Below are 18,932 nucleotides of genomic sequence, written 5' to 3' on the forward strand. Positions count from 1 at the left end.
TGCTTCGTCAGGAGGCGGCGGCGTAGTAGTGGGCAAGTCCATGGGTATGCGAAGAGGCCATACAGCAAGAGTGCCGGGATCGTATGGGGTCTCTCGACCGGACGTCTTTGCGCGGATTGAAAAAAAATTCAATTAAATCATATATGTTGGGTTGCTTATTGACCTTTAAAAACCGGACTCGCGGCTAGAGGGCGAATTTTTGCGGGGAATATTTCCGGAATCGTCAAGAATTCCGGCCTATTGGTTCATTGGCTAATAACAAGAGGGGATGTACCTTACTCATAGCGCAGCAGTACCCTTTTTGGAGGGGCTCCGCTCAAAAAACTAAGCAAGGTGATTCGGGATGCCAAGACCGATTACCTCCACTCTGCCGGTCTTAAGTTGTCGACCGGGTGCTAGGGTGCTCTTTCGAAACCGACCATGCGTGATCGAGCGCATTGAGTCGTTCGAGCGCGTTGTGATTACAGACGAGCTAAGTGATGAGGTGATCCCAGTGTCACCTACGTCGCTAAAGCTTCGACTTGGGGACGGTGCATCCGAGCGGACTCCTCTTAAGGTCGAAGAGAAGGAGATCCTGATTGCTTCTCACAGGGCGTCAGCTCTGATGCCGTTTGCGCTCTCGGGCGAACCAATTCATCTAGAAGAAATGCGCAAACTAGAGCTTGCCCTTGGACTTCATCGGACGCAGATTTATCGATGCATTTCCCTGCTGCGACAGTCGCCATGCCCCATGGCATTAGTAAGAGGGGCGCGAGGCGCAAAGCGTGGCAGGTTGAAGCTTGATGCAGAAGTTGAGCGAATCGTAGCGCGTGAAATTAGAGTCGCATCCAGATCTGGAAATGTGCTTCAGCTGGAAACCATTAGAGATAGGATTGATGTCGCTTGTGATGATATAGGCAAGAAATGCCCATGCCTAAAAACTATTAGAGCTCGTATCGCTGATAAGCGCTACGAGATTCTCTTGCGAAAAAAGCTTGGCAGGAGGCGAGCCATTGAGCGAACAAAGGCATTTCCAGGAAAAATATCGACAAACGGAGCCTTGGCGATGGTTGAAATCGATCATTCTCCTTTGGATATCATTCTTGTTAGTTCAGAAACAAGAAAGCCGATTGGTCGTGCACATTTGACGATAGTGATTGATACTCATACACGTGTCATTCTTGGCTTTCATTTGGGTCTTGATGATCCGCAGGTGCTCTCTGTTGCACTTGCGTTGGTACATGCAATCCTGCCAAAAGATGCGTGGTTGGCAGAGCATGGTTTATCTGAACTCGAGTGGCCCATGTATGGTCTGATGCGTGCCGTAAGATTGGATGGTGGTGCGGAGTTTAAATCGTTAGCATTTAAGAATGCCTGTAAGAAATGGGGCGTCGAAATTAGCTATCGAAATAAGAAGGAAGATGGCGCAATCGTCGAGCGGGTAATAGGAACGATTCAAACACGAGCCTCGCAGGAGCCTGGCGCAACGGGTAGCGACCCAAAGAAAAGGCGGCGAGAAAGAGCGCCTTCTGAAGATGCACAAATGACACTCTTTGAGGCAAATAGATGGCTCGGAAGAGAGGTTGCTCAGCGATATCACTATCGCAGGCACGAGGGTATTGGCATGTCACCTCATCAGAGCTGGGTTGCCGAGCATACTTGCACTAGTGGTATAACACTGCCTGCCATAGTTACGGATGCAAAAAGCTTACTCCTTTCGTTCCTTCCTGAGATTAAGCGTGTTATCGGGCATGACGGTATTCATGCTTTTAACGAACGCTATTTTAATCATGAGATTGCGCGATTTATCAAGCCTGGCGTAAAAAGAACAATTAAATATGACGCTAGGGCGATGGGCCTAATCTATGTTGACTGTGATACAGGATCGTACATTGAGGTTCCATATGCAGATCTGAGTAAGCCAAATTTGCCAAAGTTCGAGCTAGACCACTTGAAGCGGGAGAAGAGGCGCCAGTTTCCGAGCGAGTTTGATGGGCAGTCAAACCGTCGCTTCCTAAGGTCGCAAGATGCAGAGAGGAGGTCGGCTCACACGGCGACAAAGGAGGCGCGCCGTCAGGAGCGCCTTTTGCAAGGGCGGAAGGTAGCTTCCGGCGGGGCGTCAGATGACCGCCATCTGGAGGCTTTGGCCAATTCGCAAGAGGATGTAGTACAGGCTATTGATTACTCGCGCCCTGCCAAAGTTAGCTCAGATGGTGACATATGAATGCACTGAGCCACCTTGATCCTAGAATACACAAAATGATGGAAAGATCTAGCGAAGAGCGGGTGGGGTATATCATGGCCGAAAAATTCGTGCCCTATCCTTTAGCTGTATATCTTATAGACGAAGTGAAGAGCATCCTTTCTCAGGACGCGGCTGATAGATACAAGTGCATGTTGATCTATGCTGCGCCGGGCGGCGGCAAGACAATGATACTTAATGAATGTCGCCGGGTTTTTGCGAATAAGCGAATTCGGTTTAATGCGGATCTTTCGAGCGGAAAGGATCCTTTCGTTCTTGTTTCATTGCCACCTATTTCCGATTTGAGGGTCATGTATTTCCGAATACTTGATATTTTACATATTCCATATGCCCAAAATGACAAGATTGGTCCATTGCATGAGCAGGTCTGTAGAGCTCTGCATAATGCAGGAACAAGGATTCTTGGAATAGACGAGATTCACAATATCTTGCTTGCCAAGAAGGACCTTGAGGCGTGCATGGCGGCAATTAGAGATCTAGCGAATCTTCCACTAAGCTTGTTGTGCGCAGGCACGCTTGCGGCGCGACATTGCATTGCGGCTGACGAGCAGTTGAGAGTGCGTTTTCGTTGTCATGAGCTTCTTGCATGGCAAATAAGTGAGAATACGCGAAATTTTCTTGCAACCTTGGAGGCCCGTCTGCCGTTAGAGAAGCCTTCGCATTTGTCTGGCTCAGAAATGATGCCGCTAATTATTAGATTATCCCAGGGACACATAGGAACCATGGTTGTCGCTGTGCGTGAGGCCGCTCGCGATGCGGTTAGGAGTGGCGAGGAGGTAATATCCGAAAAAGGCATTAAGTTATCGGTAGAGCGTGTTCTTTCGCAGCGCCTCAAGGTTGCCTAGTTTGCGTAAATTTTCCGCTAGCAATGACTTTCGCGCACCCAGAGGTGGGGAGACGCTTTCATCATACCTTGCGGCTTGGCGTGGCTATTTCCACGTACGTCGTCAAGCACTTGATGAGGCGATAGCAAGGGTCGATCCAACGGTTGTCATTGCGCTATCGCGTGACCCTGACTATCCCAATCATCCGGGATGGTCGCAAACATTGGCCGGGGTTACCAATCTGAGTGCGAGCGTGCTCGAAGAGCTCGCGCAGTTGTGGGGTCCTTGGCCATTGCTTCCTGAGGCTCGAACAAATGCGTGTTTGGGTTGTCTAGAGTTGGCTGGCTACGTCACAAATCAAGTTGCGCAGAAATTCTGGACATACAGCACTATGACCCAGTGCTTATGCTGCGGCTTGCCTTTCGTAGAGGTGCCTGCAGTGGGGTGGGGGTGGGCAGATATCCCCAGGGAAGTTCGGCGTCAACGCTATATGCTTATGGAACATCCGGGAGTGGCGCGTGTCGGGTTAGAGCAGGAGTGGGCAAAAGTTGGGGAAGGGCTTAAGACGGCCTCATACTTTGCTGAACTGAGCTGTTGGGCGACATGTGCTCCCAATCGGAAGTACATGGACTATCTGGGGTGTCAGCCGCATGAGACTGCGCTCGTTTGGGAGAACATGCTAACTCTACTATGCGCATCCTGGCAGCCTTTTGCCGCTCCTTCGGTCGCAATGCACGGAATTCCTTGCTCTCTTTGGAGTGAGCATTCAACGGCTAAGTTTGGGGGAGCAAACATGGGGATTTTGCAGGGTAAGCCGACAATGGAGCTGTTTCGTTCTATCGCGAATCCTGCAGAGCGGCGTAGTTGCATACTTATTGCCTTGGATGCAATTCGCCATGATTACCTGCAGAAGATATATCCTCGCCCGGAGTATCCGCGCTTTGGATCCCAGCTTGGCTGGCTTCCTGTTGTGGCATCAATGCCAGAGCTTGCTTGGGATTGGCTGATCGAGCGTGCGCAGTACTGGCCACCTCCCTGGGCTGTCACCATAAGTGGCTGGGAGCAGGTTCGGTGTAAAACAAAGTCAGCCCGAGAGCGCGGCGCTCGCAAGCGTTGGTTGCGATAGCTTCCAACACCTGTGATTTCAAACTATAGCAGAAAGCCTATGATGGATCAGCGCTTGTCGCGCTACGTGCTTTCAGAATCCTTGCCTCGCCGGTGCCTGCGATTTTTGAACGCATCAACATATCGGTCAATAAATTCAGACATGGCGCCGCGATAGCGGAGCGCTTCAGCGCTTAGAGAAAGCCCAAGTTCTCGGGTGATAGCCGTCGCGTAGAGGATCTGAGCTTCAGTGGGAGGCTTAAGGTCGGGATCCAGACATTCGGTCAAGCTGTTTGCAAAACAGTTGGCTAGTCGTTCCCTTAGGATTTCTGTTCCGCCGGCATGGATTGCGCGGTCAAACTGTAATTGCCAAGCCTCCCGGACGCTCTCATCCAATGGGATAGGGATGCCACCCTCGTCATCAAGTATGAGTTGCAGAGGCATGCTGGAACGCCTTGTCCGGTAACCATACGGGCTTGCGTTGGATACTACGAAACTCGTAGTATCCAACGCAAGGCAAAGTTACGAATCTCGTAGGGGCTACCTACCGGGTTCGTGCCATGCCCCGCAAGACCGACATTCAGGTGATCTTTCAACGCCGCCTCAAAGAGGCGCGCGAGCGACGATCACTGTCCCAAAAACAGCTTGGTATTCAAGCAGGATTGGACCCCTTCGTGGCTAGCGCGCGTATCAATCGCTATGAACTGGGCGTGCACCAGCCCGATTTGGCGACCGTTCAACGGCTAGCTGACGTGCTGAAGGTGCCTACGGCTTACCTCTTTGCGGAGGATGAGCGCTTGGCGCGCATGATTCTGGCCTTTGATGACCTATCGGCTGCGGAGAAAGATCAGCTACTTAAGAAGATCGAGTCACGATAGTCGGCGCTGGTTATCGGAAGAGGCGAGGGCAAAGGCGTGGAGGACTTCCTAGGCGTCTTACTAGAGCAGGCAGGCTCAGGGAGTGTAGCCGAGGCCGCTTTTCTGGAGGCGTTGGCGAACCAGTCGATCCTGGTCATTCTCCGGCAGCCGCCGGGGGAGGGCGACGCTGCGCCCCAGAAGAATCTCGTTCAATGGCAGCGCGCCGACGGCACGTTCTTAGTGCCGCTGTTTACGGAGACATCGCACGTAACTGGATCCCTACCTGCCCCAGCGAAGTTAGTCCGTGTCCAGATGCGGTTGCTCTTGAGCGTTGCGGGCGTGCATTCCTATGTGATCAACCCTCTATCACCAGTCTCTTGGACGTTAACCGAGAAACATCTAACGGTGATAAGGGCGGCCATTGCTGCAAGAGGGCTGTCGTACGAGAGTCCCTCGCGCGAGCAGCCCTGGGCATTCGAATCAGTGGGCGACGAGTGGTTTCCCGTAGCTCGTGTTTTGGCCAATTGGTTTACGACCAGTGGACGCATTGACGCGGCATACCTGTATCGGGTGAGGCGACTGCGTACCACTCAGTCACCTCAAGTCGTTCTGGCGATCGAGGAATCCGCAAATCCTGCCTTGGCCTCAACGCTCACGGAAATTGCGGCGCAGGCTGGCGCGCCCACGGCCGAATTTGTGGTTCGCTTTCTGCGTGACGAGCCGTCACATCGGGCAGGGATCGACGCACTCCGTCTTGAGCCGTTTTATCGCCGTCCGGCCTCAGATTAAGCATTGCACCTAGCCATTGCGCCCTGATTTTCTAAGGCGGAGTGCGCCGCATACCAACTTGCTATGCCTGCCAGGAGGGCGTAGCGTCGGCGTGTCGCCGCAAGCGCATCGATATCCCATGCCTACTGAAACTCACCACGGGAGGCCGGGCTCGGCCACTCCTGTGGCTGAGTATGTGCGGATGTCCACCGACAAGCAGGACACCTCGGTGGCGAACCAACAAACCGCCATTGCCGCCTACGCCAGTGCCCACCACATGGTCGTGGCGCAAAGCTATGTGGATGAAGGACTTAGCGGACTGGACCTGGAAGGCCGCCCCGCGCTTCAGCGTCTCTTGGATCACGCGCAAATGCATTGCACAGGATGCACTGCCATCCTCGTCCTGGACGTCAGTCGCTGGGGGCGCTTTCAGAACGTGGATGAGTCCGCCTTCTACGAGTTCCTCTGCACCCAACACGGTCTACGCGTCATCTATGTCGCCGAGCCATTTACAGGAGGCGAAGGGCCACTGCACGCGGTCCTCAAAAGCCTGAAGCGGTCGATGGCCGCAGAATACAGTCGTGAGCTGTCGGCCAAGGTCTTTGCCGGCCAAGCCCGATTGGTTTGCGCGGGCTTCACCATGGGTGGTCCCGCCGCCTATGGGTTGAGTCGGATGCTGGTCGACGCTTCGGGTAAGCCTCGATGTATCTTGAAGCCAGGTGAACGTAAAAGCATCGCCACGGACCGCGTTCGCCTGGTGCTCGGGTCGCGTGATGAGGTGGCCGTCGTACGCTGGATGTTTAAGCAGTCTGCCGCCGGCGTCAGCATGAATGACATCGCAAAGCAGCTCAACCAGAAAGGGAAGCGCCCCGCGAGAGGGGGAGCGTCTTGGAGCGCATCCACGATTCGAGGCATGCTTGATGACGAGCGCTACCTGAGAGGGGAGCGGCCCCTGGACTATTTGATTCTTCCGGCCGTCAGCGCGAAAACCTGGCCGGATGTGATTCAGAACAGTCCCGATGCGGGTGCTCGCTTCTATCTGTTCGATTCGCTTCGCGTCCTTCGCGAATTGGCTGCCCTCTCCATGGGAGTGCCGGATCATGCATGCGACAGATTAAGAGACGCTGGATACGCGAACAGCAGATGATCGCGTCCCTCGATATGGTCTACCACCTTTGCGCGCGTCATTGTCGCTCCATCACAGCAGCCTGCCTACGCCCGCGTGGCGATCCGGTTTATGAGGATGTTTTGGAACGTGATGGATATCGGTTATCTACGGTCGCTACAAAGCTTCTTGAAGAGCCTGCGCACGCTCAAGGTACCTCGATGCTACGCCTTGCGGTAACCCGTCGATTGCTGCTTCAAGTGATGGATCGTACCGGCGCAACCAGTATGGCTCGCATGAAGCACGGTAACGGCCGTCATCTGTCGGCATCTCTTATGGGATTCGACAAGTAATCGTCCGACTTGAAGGGTCTGCGCATTCGCTCGGTGGCGAAATCGACAAACGCGCGAAGCTTCGGCAGTGACTGACTTCGACTCGGATAGTAAAGGGAAAGACCGGGAACCTCTTCACAATAGGGTTCGAGCACGGTCTGCAGATCGCCACATTCAAGATGAGACATCACAATGGAGTGTGGCAACTGGAAGAGTCCCACACCTCTCAGCGCTGAGCGAACGCAGCTCTCGATGTCGTTAATCACCAGAGGCCCCGCTACGCCCACCGTGATGCGTTTACCATCGACGACAAATTGCCAATGATCGAGCGCGCGCACGGATTGGCGAAGCAGGATGCAACGAAAGTTCTGCAGATCATACGGAGATGCCGGCTGGCCATGCTCCCTAAGAAACGCCGGGGCGCCGACGACAACGAAGCGCTCCGGTGGCGTCAGCCATTTCGCGACCATGTCGATCTGGACGAAGTTTCCCAATCGTATTCCCGCGTCGAATCCTTCTTCGACGATGTCAATAGGATGGTCGTCACCTACCAGCTCGAGTTCAATATTTGGGTGAGCGTCGAGAAAGTCCGGCAGCAAGCGATTGACCAGCAGCGGCACGATCGGCCTGGGCATATTGATGCGCAGTCGGCCGGTGATCTCGCCACCCAAGCCGCTCGCGGCGTCTAATCCTGCGCTGAGCATGTCGACCGCAGGGCGTGCATGGGCAAGCAGGCGTTCGCCCGCTTCGGTCAGCCTGACGCTTCGTGTTGTACGGGAGAAGAGCGGCGCGCCAACCCTCTCTTCCAGACTGCGTATGGCCTGGCTGACCGCAGAGGGCGTGACGCCGAGGTGCCGGGCCGCAGCGCGAAATCCTCGGTATTCCGCAACCGTTAGAAACATGACCAACCCATCCAGGTGGGTTCGAGCGATTGTTAAGTTCATCTACACGGCCCGTTCCGAATACGCATCATATTCGAATAATAGCGCACGGGGTACCGTGGATCGTCGAAACCGATTGAGGCGAACGCACATGTTCTTGGTCATGGGAATTACGGGAAAAGTTGGCGGCGCAGCGGCAACCCACTTGCTTGCGCAAGACAGGAAGGTGCGCGCGCTGGTTCGTGACCGCGCAAAGGCTGCAAGCTGGGCCGACCAAGGCGTCGAGCTGGTTGACGGCGACTGGAACGATGCGGCATCCATCAAGCGGGCACTCAGGGGCGTCGACGGCGCGTTTGTCATGTTGCCTCCCATCTGGGCCCCCTCGCCGGATTTCAGGGAAGCTAGGGGCGTCATCGCGAACTATGTGGAGGCGCTCAGCCAAGTGCCGGTGCCGCGGGTCGTCGCGCTTTCGTCGATGGGCGCAAACAGAACGAGCGACATGGGGCTGATCACGGCGCTGTCGCTTCTGGAGCAGGCGTTTCGCGACCTGACCTTGCCGATCGCTTTTGCGCGAGCCGGCGGATTCTTCGAAAACTTCCTTTACGGCTTGCACGTCGCCCAGGGAGGCACGTTGCCCGTCTTCAACGATCCGACCCATCGGAGATCGACCATGGTTGCGACCAACGACATCGGCGGCGAGATCGCATCGCTTCTGAGCGGACCGGCGTGGTTGGGTCATCGGATCATCGAACTCGGCTCAATGGTGAGCGCAGATGAAGTGGCGGCGCAACTAGGCGAAGTGATGCAGCGCGACGTCAAGGCCGTTGCCGTCCCGCGGGCAAACTGGCCGGATACATTCGAGCAGTTCGGCATTCCGAAGGGCAAGTCTGCACCGGCCGAAACCATGTATGAGGCCGTCAACGCCGGAGGGATGGACCTCGGGGGCGTGGGTACGGAGCACGTCCCCGGTGCAACGTCTGCTCGCGATGTTTTCGCGGCGGCTCAGAAGATCGTTAGATCCTAGGACCGCGGATCCCGACAGGAAGGCCGAAAGTGCCCATTGTCTTGGGGAGTGCGGAGTCCATATCGAACAAAGATCGAGATCGAATATGAAAATTCTTGTTTTGGGTGCGACGGGTGGAACCGGACGGCTAATTGTCCGCGACTCCCTGGAGAAAGGGCATTCGGTCGTGGCGCTGGTTCGCTCGACCGTAGGGGCCGATCTGCCGGGAGCAGAATTGATCGAGGGCGATGCCCGCAATGAGATAATTCTCAAGCGCGCCCTGGACGGCTGTGATGTCGTCATCAGCGCATTAGGCACCGGCATGGGCCTCCGCAAGGTCAGTCTTCTGGCCGAAGCGACACGTGCGTTGATTCTGGCGATGACGCGAAGCGGCGTACACCGCCTGATCTGCATCTCCGCTCTGGGCGTGGGAGACAGCCGCGGCCATGGTGGCTTCGTCTTCGACCGATTCTTTCAGCCTCTGTTGCTTAGCCAAGCTTACAAGGACAAGGAACGCCAGGAAGCCGCGATCCGTGCCAGCTCACTCGATTGGGTCATCGTCCGGCCCGGCATGCTCACCAACGACCCTTCTCGCGGAAGCATCAGAGCTATCGTCGACCTCGCCGGCGTCAAGGGCGGAAAAATCTCTCGTGGCGATGTCGCCCGGTTCGTGGTGGAGCAACTGGCGACGAACACCTGGTTGAAACAGACACCCTTACTCCTGTGGTGAGTATTAAAGGCCAGACAAATGCCAAAGATCTCCTGGCGGCAAGCTTTACCGTTCGTCCTCGCTACTTTCTTCGTTGTCGGTTCCCTGATCAACATCATCGCTCCAGGATCGATCTATGAGGAATACCTGAAATGGGGATATCCGCCCTGGTTCCATTTCTTCACCGGAACGATGGAACTCACTGCCGCCATTCTTCTTTTTCGGAAAGCGACGCGCCTGTCGGGTGCGTTGCTCGGGGGCACCGTCATGTTTGCCGCACTCGCGACCGTCGTCATCCGCGGCGAATACGCGCACGCCGTGCCGCCACTCGCCGCGGCGACGTTATCACTTGTCGTTGGCTGGATAAGTGCCAAGCAGGAGGAGTAATGCATGTCAACGATACACAGGCGTGAAGGTCGAGCAATAGCGTTCTACGAGCCACGAAGTGCGTTATTCCTCGCTGCCATCATCGGGCTTACACAGCCCGTACTTGCGCTCGAATTGAATCCTATCCCCTTGACGCCGCAGCAATGGCAAGCGAACGGAGATGTGTCGTTTCAGCGCGATCCGGCCAGGCAGGATGTGCTCGTCGTCAACAAGGGCTATGCAGAGCTGAAGAACACTGACTTCAGCAACGGCACGATTGAGTTCGACACAAAATTTGTCGGCGAACGGATTGCCGGCATCACCTTCCGCCAGCACGACGACCAAGCAGACGCGTTGTATTTTCGACCTAGCGCGGACTGTGCTGCCTCGGACGAATGCATCCAGTACATGCCTACCGCGCATCATGTGTTCGAGTGGGACTTGTATGGGCAGTAAGGGCACCGATGAAACGTATCACTCCAAACCATCTCGCCTCTCAACCGTGGCGCAACGCACTCATTTTTTTTCTATGGCTGCCTGCGTTCTCTCCTGCTGTATGTCAAGCGTTTTCAGGGGGGCAAAGGAATGACCTTGATTCGCGCCTTGCTGAGCAGAACGCTCTCTTTGCCCGATATGACAAGGGCGAGAAAGAACGCGACATCGACAGCTTTCCTGACCGATCATTGCGATCCATTGCAAGAGAGCATCAAGAAAACGAAAGTCTACGGAAGCGACTTGCGGCCATTTCGACCGACGGCTTCGCAGAACAGGACCTGCTGTCACACGAAGTACTTCTGCGTGAGCTTGACCAAGAGAGCCGCGATTATGATCTGAAGCTCTATGAGCTTCCGCTCGCACAGGGGGAGGGCATCTATCAAAGCCTGACCGAGCTTGCCGCCGGCGACTTTCAGTCAACCGCGGACTACAGCGACTATCTGAAAAATCTAAGGGACATTCCCCGCGTATTGCGACAGACAGAAGATCTCGCAAGGTTAGGCATCAAAGATGACGTGCTTCCGGCGCGTTACCTGTTGGAGAAAGTGGTCGCGGCTTGCGACGCCATTATTGAAGAAGATCCCTTTCTCAAGCCGATCAATACATTTCCCGCGTCGATTTCGTCGCATGACCGGGATCGTATGACTGCACAGGTCACTGAAGTCGTGAACGATGAAGTCATTCCAGCCTATAAACGTTTCCGGGATTTCGTGAAAAGTGATTACGCTCCGCATGCCCGCAGCGGCATTGGTCTGAGCAGTCTTCCCCGCGGGGCTGAGATGTATCAGAACGCGATCCGCGAACAAACGACGACCAACATGACGCCCGAGGAAATTCACAACCTGGGTTTGCGAGAGGTCGCGCGAATTGAGGGGCTGTTGCAGGATGTCGCTCATCGAGCCGGATATGCCAGTCTCGCCAGCTATCGCGCTGTATTGAAGGCCGATCCAAAGTATCGACCTTCCTCTCCAGAACAGATTGTGGATGATTTCCGTCACTACGTGAGCGCGATGGAGCCTCACCTCCCGGAGCTCTTCGAGGAGTATCCCAAGACGCTGCTTACCGTGGAAGCCGGGTCTCTCACGGATCCGAGTTTCGGAACGCACATCGTGGTTGGACCAGCGGATGGCAGCAAGCCCGGTCGCGTTATCGTCGCTGTAGCCAACTTCTCACAACGAAGCCTTATCAGCGACGAGACGCAGGCTTATCACGAGGGCGTCCCTGGCCATGAGCTACAGGTCACCATTCAGCAGCGTCTTAAAGGATTGCCTAAGTTTCGTTCGGATATTCTAAACACGGCGTATGTCGAGGGCTGGGCGGTTTACGCAGAGGCTCTGGGTAAGGAAATAGGCCTCTTTCAAGACCCCGCCTCGGATTATGGACGTCTTAATCTTGAGCTCATGCGGGCTGTTCGCCTGGTTGTAGATACAGGGATCAACTCGTACGGATGGACTCGGGCACAAGCGGTCTCTTACTTTCGCGAGAGCGGTGCGGCAGACGAACCCTCTTTGCAAGCGGAAATCGACCGATACGTGAACTGGCCGGCGCAAAGCCTGGGATACAAGATCGGGCAACTGAAGTTCATCGAACTCAGGGAACGTGCCCGAAGCAAGCTAGGCCCAAACTTTGATATCAGAAAGTATCACGAGGAAGTGCTGTCCGCTGGCAGCCTGCCCTTGGATCTACTTGAGGGGCGGGTCGATCGCTGGATTGAGCGGCAGGACAGCCTGGACGCGCATCGCGCGCATAGCTGATCATCCCATGATGCCTATCCTCTTCCCGAAGCCAGTCCGTGTCTTGTCGTTCGCTTTCGCCGCGATCGGGCTGTTCGCTCCTGCCAGGCCGACCTGGTCCGCCACCTTGCCGACGTCCGGCTCTCCCGGGCTGAAGGCACAGTTAAGGAGGAACGACGAACGGCTCCTCACGGCGGTTCACCGAGGCGATCGCCAGACATGGGCGGAGCTCACAACGCTGGACTTCATGTACGTTGAGGAGGGGCAGGTCAGCCGGCGTGAGCCATTCCTGGCTGAGCTTGAAGAAGACGGTCTCGACGCGCTCGTCATAACGAATTACGAGGTGCAACTCCTGGGCGACACGGCGCAGGTCTTTCACGAGGATGTCGTTCCGCAGCGGCCGGGGGTCGTATCCACCAAAAGTGCACGCCTGCTGATGACGGAGACATGGCAGCGTGTCGATGGGAAGTGGTTGCTCCGCATCGTTCACACGGATCGGATCCGTGTGCCGCCTCCTCCTGTCGAGCTTTCTTCGGCGAAGCTCGACGAACTTGCGGGAACGTATCGTAGCCAGAGCGATACATACGTTATTCGTCGGCACGACAACCGTCTTGTGGGCGCCAAAGCGGGGAAATCCACTATAGACCTGAAGGTCGAGGCGGCCGATGTCCTCTTCGTTCCCGACGACGTCTATCTGCGAAAGGTCTTTCAGCGCGATGCCCATGGACGTATCACTGGGTTCATCGATCGGCGGGAGAACACCGACCGTCTTTGGACACGGACCGGCCCTTAACGCACGAGTTACAGCGGGCAATCGAACTAACCTCAGGGAAAATCATGCTTTTGCTCATCAAGCAGGTGGGGTGGTTTCTCCTCTGCGCTGGTTTAGTGGTCCTGGCACTGTCTACCTTGACGGCGGGAACTGCGGTCGCGCAGGTCGGATCGGGGCCGACTGCCGCACCAATGCCACCAGCGCTACCCACCCCGCTGGACAGACCGTTCCGCGGCACGATCGAGTTGACCGTCAACGCCACCGATACTGATCACCAGATCTTCTCCATCCGCGAGACGATTCCCGTCCAAGCGACCGGCGATGTTGTCCTGCTCTACCCCGAATGGGAAACGGCCAGCCATGCACCTACCGCCACGGTTGCAGAACTGGCAGGCTTAGTAGTGCTCATCGATGGCAAGCCATCGGATTGGAGACGCGATCCGGTGGACATGCACGCCTTTCACGTCGACGTGCCCGAGGGCGCGAGCTCGATCATGCTGGACTTCCAATTCCTTGTGCCTGCTCAGGCGCACCTGTTGCGGCCGGACATGGTGATTGTTCCCTGGCAACGCCTGTTGCTTTATCCCGCAGGTTGGTACGTGCGGGACATCCCCGTGGCCGCGACGCTCGCGCTCCCCCATGGGCTAGCGCCTTTCACGGCGTTAACCTTCCATGCTATCGACGACGGAAAGCTGGACTTTCAGCCCGTGGCGCTGGATCAGTTGGTCGACGCACCCCTCTATGCCGGGCGATACACGCGCCGGATCACGTTGAACGGAGGTACGGCCAAGCCGGTGGCACTGGATCTGCTGGCTGACGCAAAAGAAGACCTTGCGATCACTCAACCAGAGATCGACCGCATCAAAGCGCTCATCGCCCAGGGTCTCAAGACCTTCGGCATGGCGCCATATCGCCACTACGATGCAATCGTCACCCTGAGCGATGTCTTGTCGCCTGACGGAAGCGGCGGCGGAGTCGAGCATCTTGAAGAGGGAGAAAACAATCTCCCGGCCACATACTTCACCGACACTTCGAAACAACTCAATAACCTCGACCTGATCGCGCACGAATTTGTGCATGCGTGGAACGGCCGGTGGCGACAACCGGCTGACTTGTGGTCCCCCACCTTCAATCGGCCAGTCGGTGGGTCGCTGCTGTGGGTATATGAAGGGCAAAGCGAATTCTGGGGACGTGTGCTGGCCGCGCGCGCGGCGCTGCGCGATCGCCAGCAGACTCTCGACAAACTCGCTATGGATGCAGCCACGGTCGCCAACCGCACCGGCCGACGCTGGAAGGACCTGCAAGACAGCACGAATGACGCTGTCTTTATGGCGAAGCACCGCATCGTGTCGCCCGACTGGCAACGCCGCGAGGACTATTACCCGGAAGGGGTGCTGCTCTGGCTGGATGTGGATGCACGTCTTCGCCAAGTGAGCCATGGCGAACGCGACATCGACGACTTCGCGCGCGTCTTTTTCGTCAAAGACAGCACGCAATCCACGCGGACCTATACCTTCGAGGATGTCCGTGATGCGCTGAACAAGTTAGCCCCGGATGACTGGGCAGCGTTCCTCAATCAGCATCTTCACAACCATAGCGCGGACGACGCGATCGCCGGCTTGGCCCGCGCAGGCTGGACGCTTGTCTACACCGATACGCCCACGGAAACTTTCCGCCAGAACGAGGAAGATGCCGGCGCCATCAATCTCGACTATTCGATCGGTCTACAGATCGATGCGAAGGGAGCGATTCAATCGGTTCGATGGGACAGTCCAGCATTCCGGGCCGGTTTGTCGCCTGGTTTACACGTGATCGAGGTGGAAGGGCAGCCGTTTTCGACCCGCACACTATTGGCAGCAGTCCAGTCATCTGCATTAAAACCACTAAGCATCCGTGTCGACATTAACGGGAGCAAGCGGGTCGTCAATATCGACTACCGTGGGGGGCTGCGCTATCCCCATCTAGAGCGCATCGCGGGCACACCCGACCGGCTGTCCGCACTGCTCGACGCCCGCTAACCCTATCGCCCCACCTTATCCGGACGCCTGGATTCAAAACGTTTTTGCCGGCCACGGTGGCTTCATCACTTCACTGCCCCAGGGTAAAAGCATCTCTCAGCCTCACGCAGAGGCGTTCCCTAAGGTCTCTGGACCGACGCTATCCATATGGCTGTTTATGATGTTCAGGAGTAACGCGGACAGGTGGTCGATTGCCGCGTCGCCACGATGTGACGAACGGACGAGATGAAGGGGCACCGCATTTAGGTCTGGAAGGCCAAAAGCACCATCGAGGCAAGCTATCTCGTCGGGTACGTGAATCGCCGTGCGCGCGACTAGGCCGAGCCCTGCTTTTGCCGCGGCCCAGACTGCCGACACACTGCTGCCCGACAATGCGATACGCCAGTTTGTCCCCGCACGGTCGAGGGCATCAATGGCTCGTTGGCGGAACATACAAGGTTGCTCGAGCACAAGCAGAGGCAACGCTTCGCGTTCGGGCAACTGCCATGTAGCGTGCGCATACCAGTGCACTGGAAGCGTAGTGATCAGTTGGCTGCCCATTCCACCGTTGTCACCGAAGGTCAGGGCGAGATCCAGAGCGCCGTCTCGGAGAAGTTGCAGCAGGCGACCGCTTTGCTCGACCAAGATTTCAAGCTGCACCTTCGGATGCGCCGACGTGAACAGCGCCAGCGTCTGCGGCAGCCAACTGTCGGCAAAGTCCTGGGGAACGCCCAAACAAATTTTCCCGTGAAGTCCCGTTCCACGGACGGCCAGAACGGCCTCGTCATTCAGTTCCAGCATCCTTCGAGCAAAACTAACCAACATTTCGCCTTCGCCGGTTAGCCCCTGACGCCGACCAATTTTTCGAAACAGTGGTTTTCCCAGTCGCTCTTCCAGGGCTCGCAACTGAAGGCTGACGGTGGATGGTGATAGGTGAAGAACCTCGGCGGCTTTGCCGAAACCGTCAAGGTCCACCGCCGCGACAAGCGTGCGCAGGCTGGTCAGATCGAGAATCATCGTTTAGCAAACCTCATCAATGACTTTAAAACCGCTCGCTTTTGTGAGGCGAGGTAACCGTCCAGACTCCCGCGACTGTTTGACGGTTGCGGAGACTATTATGTTGTTAATGCAGTACCGGTTCGACCTAGAAGACGACCATGACATGAAGGCCCTGCGTGAACGGGTTTCAGTCATCGGTTCCGGATTCAACTCGCTCTCCGGCTTAGTCCAAAAGGCGTTTCTCGTCTCGAGCCGCGCAAACGGCCGTCCCAATCGCTATGCGCCATTCTATGTCTGGCAGGACGAGCAAGCGATGCGTGCATTCCTCCTCTCGGACGCGTTCGCCCGGGTCTGCGCCAAGTATGGTCGCCCCAGGGTACGTGCATGGATGACTGACAACGGGGGGTGTCTCCCAAATGCCGGGGCAAGCGACTCAGGAGTTCATCTCCATCAAACCTTCCGCTGACCTCAACGCCCTGGTGTCTGAAGAGCGGGCCAAGGCAGATGCCGCAGGACGTGATGGGGAGCTGCACTCGATCCATATCGGACTCGATACAACGATGTGGCAGCTGGTCCGTACCTGTTTCTGGCTACAGCCGCCGGGCACGACACATGGCATTGACGCCTACGACCTCGAATACCTCGCTTTTCCTCACAGAGAGTGCCCCGGCGCATGAAGTCCATCCCCACATACGAGTCTGATTGCTCCGGCGGTGTCGACTGTCACCATGGAGAACATGCGTGAAATGCTTGATGACAACGATGGCGCTGGCGGCGTCACTGGTCGCGGCCGGCCGCGTGGCTGCAAACGAGGTGCCCGGTGGTTGGCCGCTTCCGCAGGCGACGCCGGCACCCGTGTCGATCGCGTCCCCGAAGGATGTCGCCTATCCCGGCACCCTTCGCGTCGAAGTGGACGCCACTGACGCCATGCGTGGCATCCACCGCATCCATGAAACCATTCCCGTACGCGGAATGAAGCAGCTGACGCTGCTGTTCCCCCAATGGGTCCCGGGCGACCCGGTGCCCCCTAACGTACTCGACCAGGTCGCAGGGCTCGTGTTCACTCTGGGCGGGAAGCGCCTGCCATGGCGGCGCGATCCTTTAGAACAAGCTGCATTCCATGTCGATTTGCCACAGGGGGCACAGGAGTTGGACGTCGATTTTGAGTTCCTCTTCCCCGCCAGTGGTGCGATCGGACCGGTGTTGTCAACACCGACGATGGTGGATCTGCAGTGGCAGAGCCATGTGCTCTATCCGGCCGGCTATTACTCGCGCCGCATCCAGGTCGACCCAACCGTGACGCTGCCACATGACTGGCTGTTCGCTTCGTCGCTCGACGGCGCCACTCGCGTCGGCGATACCGTGCGGTTCTCTCCCGTGTCGCTCGATGTGCTCGTGGATTCTCCCGTGATGGCAGCGCGCTGGATGCGGCAGTACGTCCTCAGTGACGACCCGGTGCCGGTACGACTGGACGTCGCGGCCGATACGGAGTCCGGCCTCTTCGTGCCGCCCGAGGCTCTCGGCAAGTATCGTCGCGAGATCGCACAAGCCTATAAATTATTTGGCGGCCAACACTACGATCATTACGACATGCTGGTCTGGCTGGCGAACGACTTCGGCCCGGCCTACTTCGAGCAGAGTCGCTCAGGAGAGAACGGCTTTCCTGCTGCGTTCTTCACTGACCCGGCGCGCTATGGTCGATCGCTTGGTACCCCGTTTCACGGCTTCGTCCATGCGTGGAATGGCATCTTCCGCGTTCCTGCGACGATGTGGACGGCGAACCTGAATGTCCCACCTCAGGACTCGCTGCTCTGGGTGTTCGAAGGCTTGACGATGTACTGGAATGGCGTGCTCGACGCACGGTCGGGCGTCGAAAGCCGGGAGGATGCGCTCAGGAGCTGGGAGTCCACGGCATCGGCCTATGCAAACCGGCCTGGACTGCAGTGGCGATCGTTGCAGGACGCGTCCGAGCAGGTGCTCATCCAGCATGGCAACAGCATCATCTATCCGGAGGGGCGCCTTCAGCCTTGGCCAGATTGGCAACTCAATACCCTCGACGCATATATGCAGGGCCAGTTGATCTGGCTGGACATCGACACGCTGATTCGCGAACGCACCAATGGCCGCAAATCGTTGGATGACTTCGCGCGTGGCTTCTTCGGGATCCGCAACGGTAGTCGGGTCCCTGCGCCTTACACGTTCGAGGACCTCGTCGCGGCCCTAAACGCCGTCACGCCGTACGATTGGGCAACCTACCTGCGCGCGCGAGTAGACAGCGTCGGCATCAACACGGATCTCGACGGCATCGCACGCGCCGGCTACCGGCTGACTTGGAACGACCAACCATCAGGCGCCCAGCAGGCCAGAGAAACCAAGAGCGGCGGTGCCAGCCTCAGCTTCTCAGTGGGCGTCGATCTGAACAAGGACGGCGAGGTGACCAGCGTCGTCTGGGGCAGCCCAGCTTGGCGCGCAGGCTTGGTCATCGGCGCGAAGGTCCTCGCGGTCGACGGCCAGCTCTATCAAGCATCCGTGATCAAGTCGGCAATTTCGGCGTCGCGCATCGATCGTCCGATCGAACTACGAGTCGCACGAGGCCAGACAGAGCACTCGCTTTCGCTAACGTGGGAGGGCGGTTTGCGCTATCCACATCTGGAACGGGTGCCAGGAACACCGAACTTGCTCGACGACATCCTTCAGCCCAGGCCGTGAAGCAGTCGACACGTGGACAGACGGCGAGCTTCAAGC

General features: G+C 57.0%; 15 protein-coding genes. 12 read left to right on the forward strand and 3 right to left on the reverse strand.

Going from position 1 to position 18,932, the window contains the following annotated elements; genetic code table 11:
* The first annotated feature begins 424 nt into the window (after window positions 1–424).
* Together QMG46_RS15165 and QMG46_RS15170 are read left to right on the forward strand one after the other, a co-directional pair.
* A complete protein-coding gene (locus QMG46_RS15165; protein WP_281848666.1) occupies window positions 425–2,203 on the forward strand; it encodes a TnsB C-terminal domain-containing protein in 1,779 nt (592 codons plus the stop codon).
* On the forward strand, window positions 2,200–3,087 hold the full coding sequence (locus QMG46_RS15170; protein WP_281848667.1) for a TniB family NTP-binding protein: 888 nt from the start codon (window positions 2,200–2,202) through the stop codon (window positions 3,085–3,087). The genes QMG46_RS15165 and QMG46_RS15170 overlap by 4 nt, the downstream gene beginning before the upstream one ends.
* 1,167 nt (window positions 3,088–4,254) lie before the next feature.
* Here the strand turns inward: QMG46_RS15170 and QMG46_RS15175 are convergent.
* Complete coding sequence (locus QMG46_RS15175) at window positions 4,255–4,614, reverse strand: hypothetical protein (protein WP_281848668.1); 360 nt, start codon at window positions 4,612–4,614, stop codon at window positions 4,255–4,257.
* A 116-nt stretch (window positions 4,615–4,730) separates the two neighbouring features.
* Here QMG46_RS15175 and QMG46_RS15180 point away from each other — a divergent pair, with 116 nt between their 5' ends.
* Complete coding sequence (locus QMG46_RS15180) at window positions 4,731–5,048, forward strand: helix-turn-helix domain-containing protein (RefSeq protein WP_281848669.1); 318 nt, start codon at window positions 4,731–4,733, stop codon at window positions 5,046–5,048.
* A gap of 949 nt (window positions 5,049–5,997) precedes the next feature.
* The gene (locus QMG46_RS15185; RefSeq protein WP_281848670.1) at window positions 5,998–6,942 is read left to right on the forward strand and encodes a recombinase family protein; all 945 of its coding nucleotides are present in this window, start codon (window positions 5,998–6,000) and stop codon (window positions 6,940–6,942) included.
* A 274-nt stretch (window positions 6,943–7,216) separates the two neighbouring features.
* On the opposite strand, the gene QMG46_RS15190 is transcribed toward QMG46_RS15185, so the two are convergent.
* Window positions 7,217–8,134 (reverse strand): LysR family transcriptional regulator, encoded by a 918-nt coding sequence (locus tag QMG46_RS15190; protein WP_281848671.1) that lies wholly within the window; start codon window positions 8,132–8,134, stop codon window positions 7,217–7,219.
* A gap of 130 nt (window positions 8,135–8,264) precedes the next feature.
* On the opposite strand from QMG46_RS15190, the gene QMG46_RS15195 reads away from it, so the two are divergent.
* From QMG46_RS15195 to QMG46_RS15225, 7 genes are all read left to right on the forward strand, one after another.
* Window positions 8,265–9,137, forward strand: coding sequence for an NmrA family NAD(P)-binding protein (locus QMG46_RS15195; protein WP_281848672.1), 873 nt, complete (start codon window positions 8,265–8,267; stop codon window positions 9,135–9,137).
* A gap of 85 nt (window positions 9,138–9,222) precedes the next feature.
* Window positions 9,223–9,846 (forward strand): NAD(P)-dependent oxidoreductase, encoded by a 624-nt coding sequence (locus QMG46_RS15200; protein ID WP_281848673.1) that lies wholly within the window; start codon window positions 9,223–9,225, stop codon window positions 9,844–9,846.
* Between the two features lie 18 nt (window positions 9,847–9,864).
* The gene (locus QMG46_RS15205) at window positions 9,865–10,212 is read left to right on the forward strand and encodes a DoxX family protein (RefSeq protein WP_281848674.1); all 348 of its coding nucleotides are present in this window, start codon (window positions 9,865–9,867) and stop codon (window positions 10,210–10,212) included.
* A 3-nt stretch (window positions 10,213–10,215) separates the two neighbouring features.
* Complete coding sequence (locus QMG46_RS15210) at window positions 10,216–10,647, forward strand: hypothetical protein (RefSeq protein ID WP_281848675.1); 432 nt, start codon at window positions 10,216–10,218, stop codon at window positions 10,645–10,647.
* A gap of 8 nt (window positions 10,648–10,655) precedes the next feature.
* Complete coding sequence (locus tag QMG46_RS15215) at window positions 10,656–12,440, forward strand: DUF885 domain-containing protein (protein ID WP_281848676.1); 1,785 nt, start codon at window positions 10,656–10,658, stop codon at window positions 12,438–12,440.
* Between the two features lie 7 nt (window positions 12,441–12,447).
* On the forward strand, window positions 12,448–13,212 hold the full coding sequence (locus tag QMG46_RS15220; protein ID WP_281848677.1) for a nuclear transport factor 2 family protein: 765 nt from the start codon (window positions 12,448–12,450) through the stop codon (window positions 13,210–13,212).
* A gap of 44 nt (window positions 13,213–13,256) precedes the next feature.
* Window positions 13,257–15,209, forward strand: coding sequence for a M61 family metallopeptidase (locus QMG46_RS15225; RefSeq protein WP_281848678.1), 1,953 nt, complete (start codon window positions 13,257–13,259; stop codon window positions 15,207–15,209).
* Window positions 15,210–15,311: 102 nt separating this feature from the next.
* Here QMG46_RS15225 and QMG46_RS15230 read toward each other — a convergent pair whose 3' ends face one another.
* Entirely contained in the window at window positions 15,312–16,205 is an 894-nt protein-coding gene (locus QMG46_RS15230) for a LysR substrate-binding domain-containing protein (RefSeq protein WP_281848679.1), read from the reverse strand.
* A gap of 735 nt (window positions 16,206–16,940) precedes the next feature.
* Between QMG46_RS15230 and QMG46_RS15235 the strand changes: the two genes are divergently transcribed.
* Window positions 16,941–18,896 (forward strand): M61 family metallopeptidase, encoded by a 1,956-nt coding sequence (locus QMG46_RS15235; protein WP_281848680.1) that lies wholly within the window; start codon window positions 16,941–16,943, stop codon window positions 18,894–18,896.
* Window positions 18,897–18,932: the final 36 nt, after the last annotated feature.

This window comes from Dyella sp. GSA-30 (genome assembly GCF_027924605.1).
GTDB lineage: Bacteria > Pseudomonadota > Gammaproteobacteria > Xanthomonadales > Rhodanobacteraceae > GSA-30.

Excerpts from the sequence above, each read along its gene's own strand:
- QMG46_RS15185 (WP_281848670.1), top strand. The coding sequence starts at position 5,998 with ATGTCCACCGACAAGCAGGACACCTCGGTGGCGAACCAACAAACCGCC.
- QMG46_RS15205 (WP_281848674.1), top strand. The coding sequence starts at position 9,865 with ATGCCAAAGATCTCCTGGCGGCAAGCTTTACCGTTCGTCCTCGCTACT.
- QMG46_RS15225 (WP_281848678.1), top strand. The coding sequence starts at position 13,257 with ATGCTTTTGCTCATCAAGCAGGTGGGGTGGTTTCTCCTCTGCGCTGGT.
- QMG46_RS15170 (WP_281848667.1), top strand. The coding sequence starts at position 2,200 with ATGAATGCACTGAGCCACCTTGATCCTAGAATACACAAAATGATGGAA.
- QMG46_RS15180 (WP_281848669.1), top strand. The coding sequence starts at position 4,731 with ATGCCCCGCAAGACCGACATTCAGGTGATCTTTCAACGCCGCCTCAAA.
- QMG46_RS15175 (WP_281848668.1), bottom strand. The coding sequence starts at position 4,614 with ATGCCTCTGCAACTCATACTTGATGACGAGGGTGGCATCCCTATCCCA.
- QMG46_RS15220 (WP_281848677.1), top strand. The coding sequence starts at position 12,448 with ATGATGCCTATCCTCTTCCCGAAGCCAGTCCGTGTCTTGTCGTTCGCT.
- QMG46_RS15235 (WP_281848680.1), top strand. The coding sequence starts at position 16,941 with ATGACAACGATGGCGCTGGCGGCGTCACTGGTCGCGGCCGGCCGCGTG.
- QMG46_RS15190 (WP_281848671.1), bottom strand. The coding sequence starts at position 8,134 with ATGTTTCTAACGGTTGCGGAATACCGAGGATTTCGCGCTGCGGCCCGG.
- QMG46_RS15215 (WP_281848676.1), top strand. The coding sequence starts at position 10,656 with ATGAAACGTATCACTCCAAACCATCTCGCCTCTCAACCGTGGCGCAAC.
- QMG46_RS15195 (WP_281848672.1), top strand. The coding sequence starts at position 8,265 with ATGTTCTTGGTCATGGGAATTACGGGAAAAGTTGGCGGCGCAGCGGCA.
- QMG46_RS15200 (WP_281848673.1), top strand. The coding sequence starts at position 9,223 with ATGAAAATTCTTGTTTTGGGTGCGACGGGTGGAACCGGACGGCTAATT.
- QMG46_RS15230 (WP_281848679.1), bottom strand. The coding sequence starts at position 16,205 with ATGATTCTCGATCTGACCAGCCTGCGCACGCTTGTCGCGGCGGTGGAC.
- QMG46_RS15210 (WP_281848675.1), top strand. The coding sequence starts at position 10,216 with ATGTCAACGATACACAGGCGTGAAGGTCGAGCAATAGCGTTCTACGAG.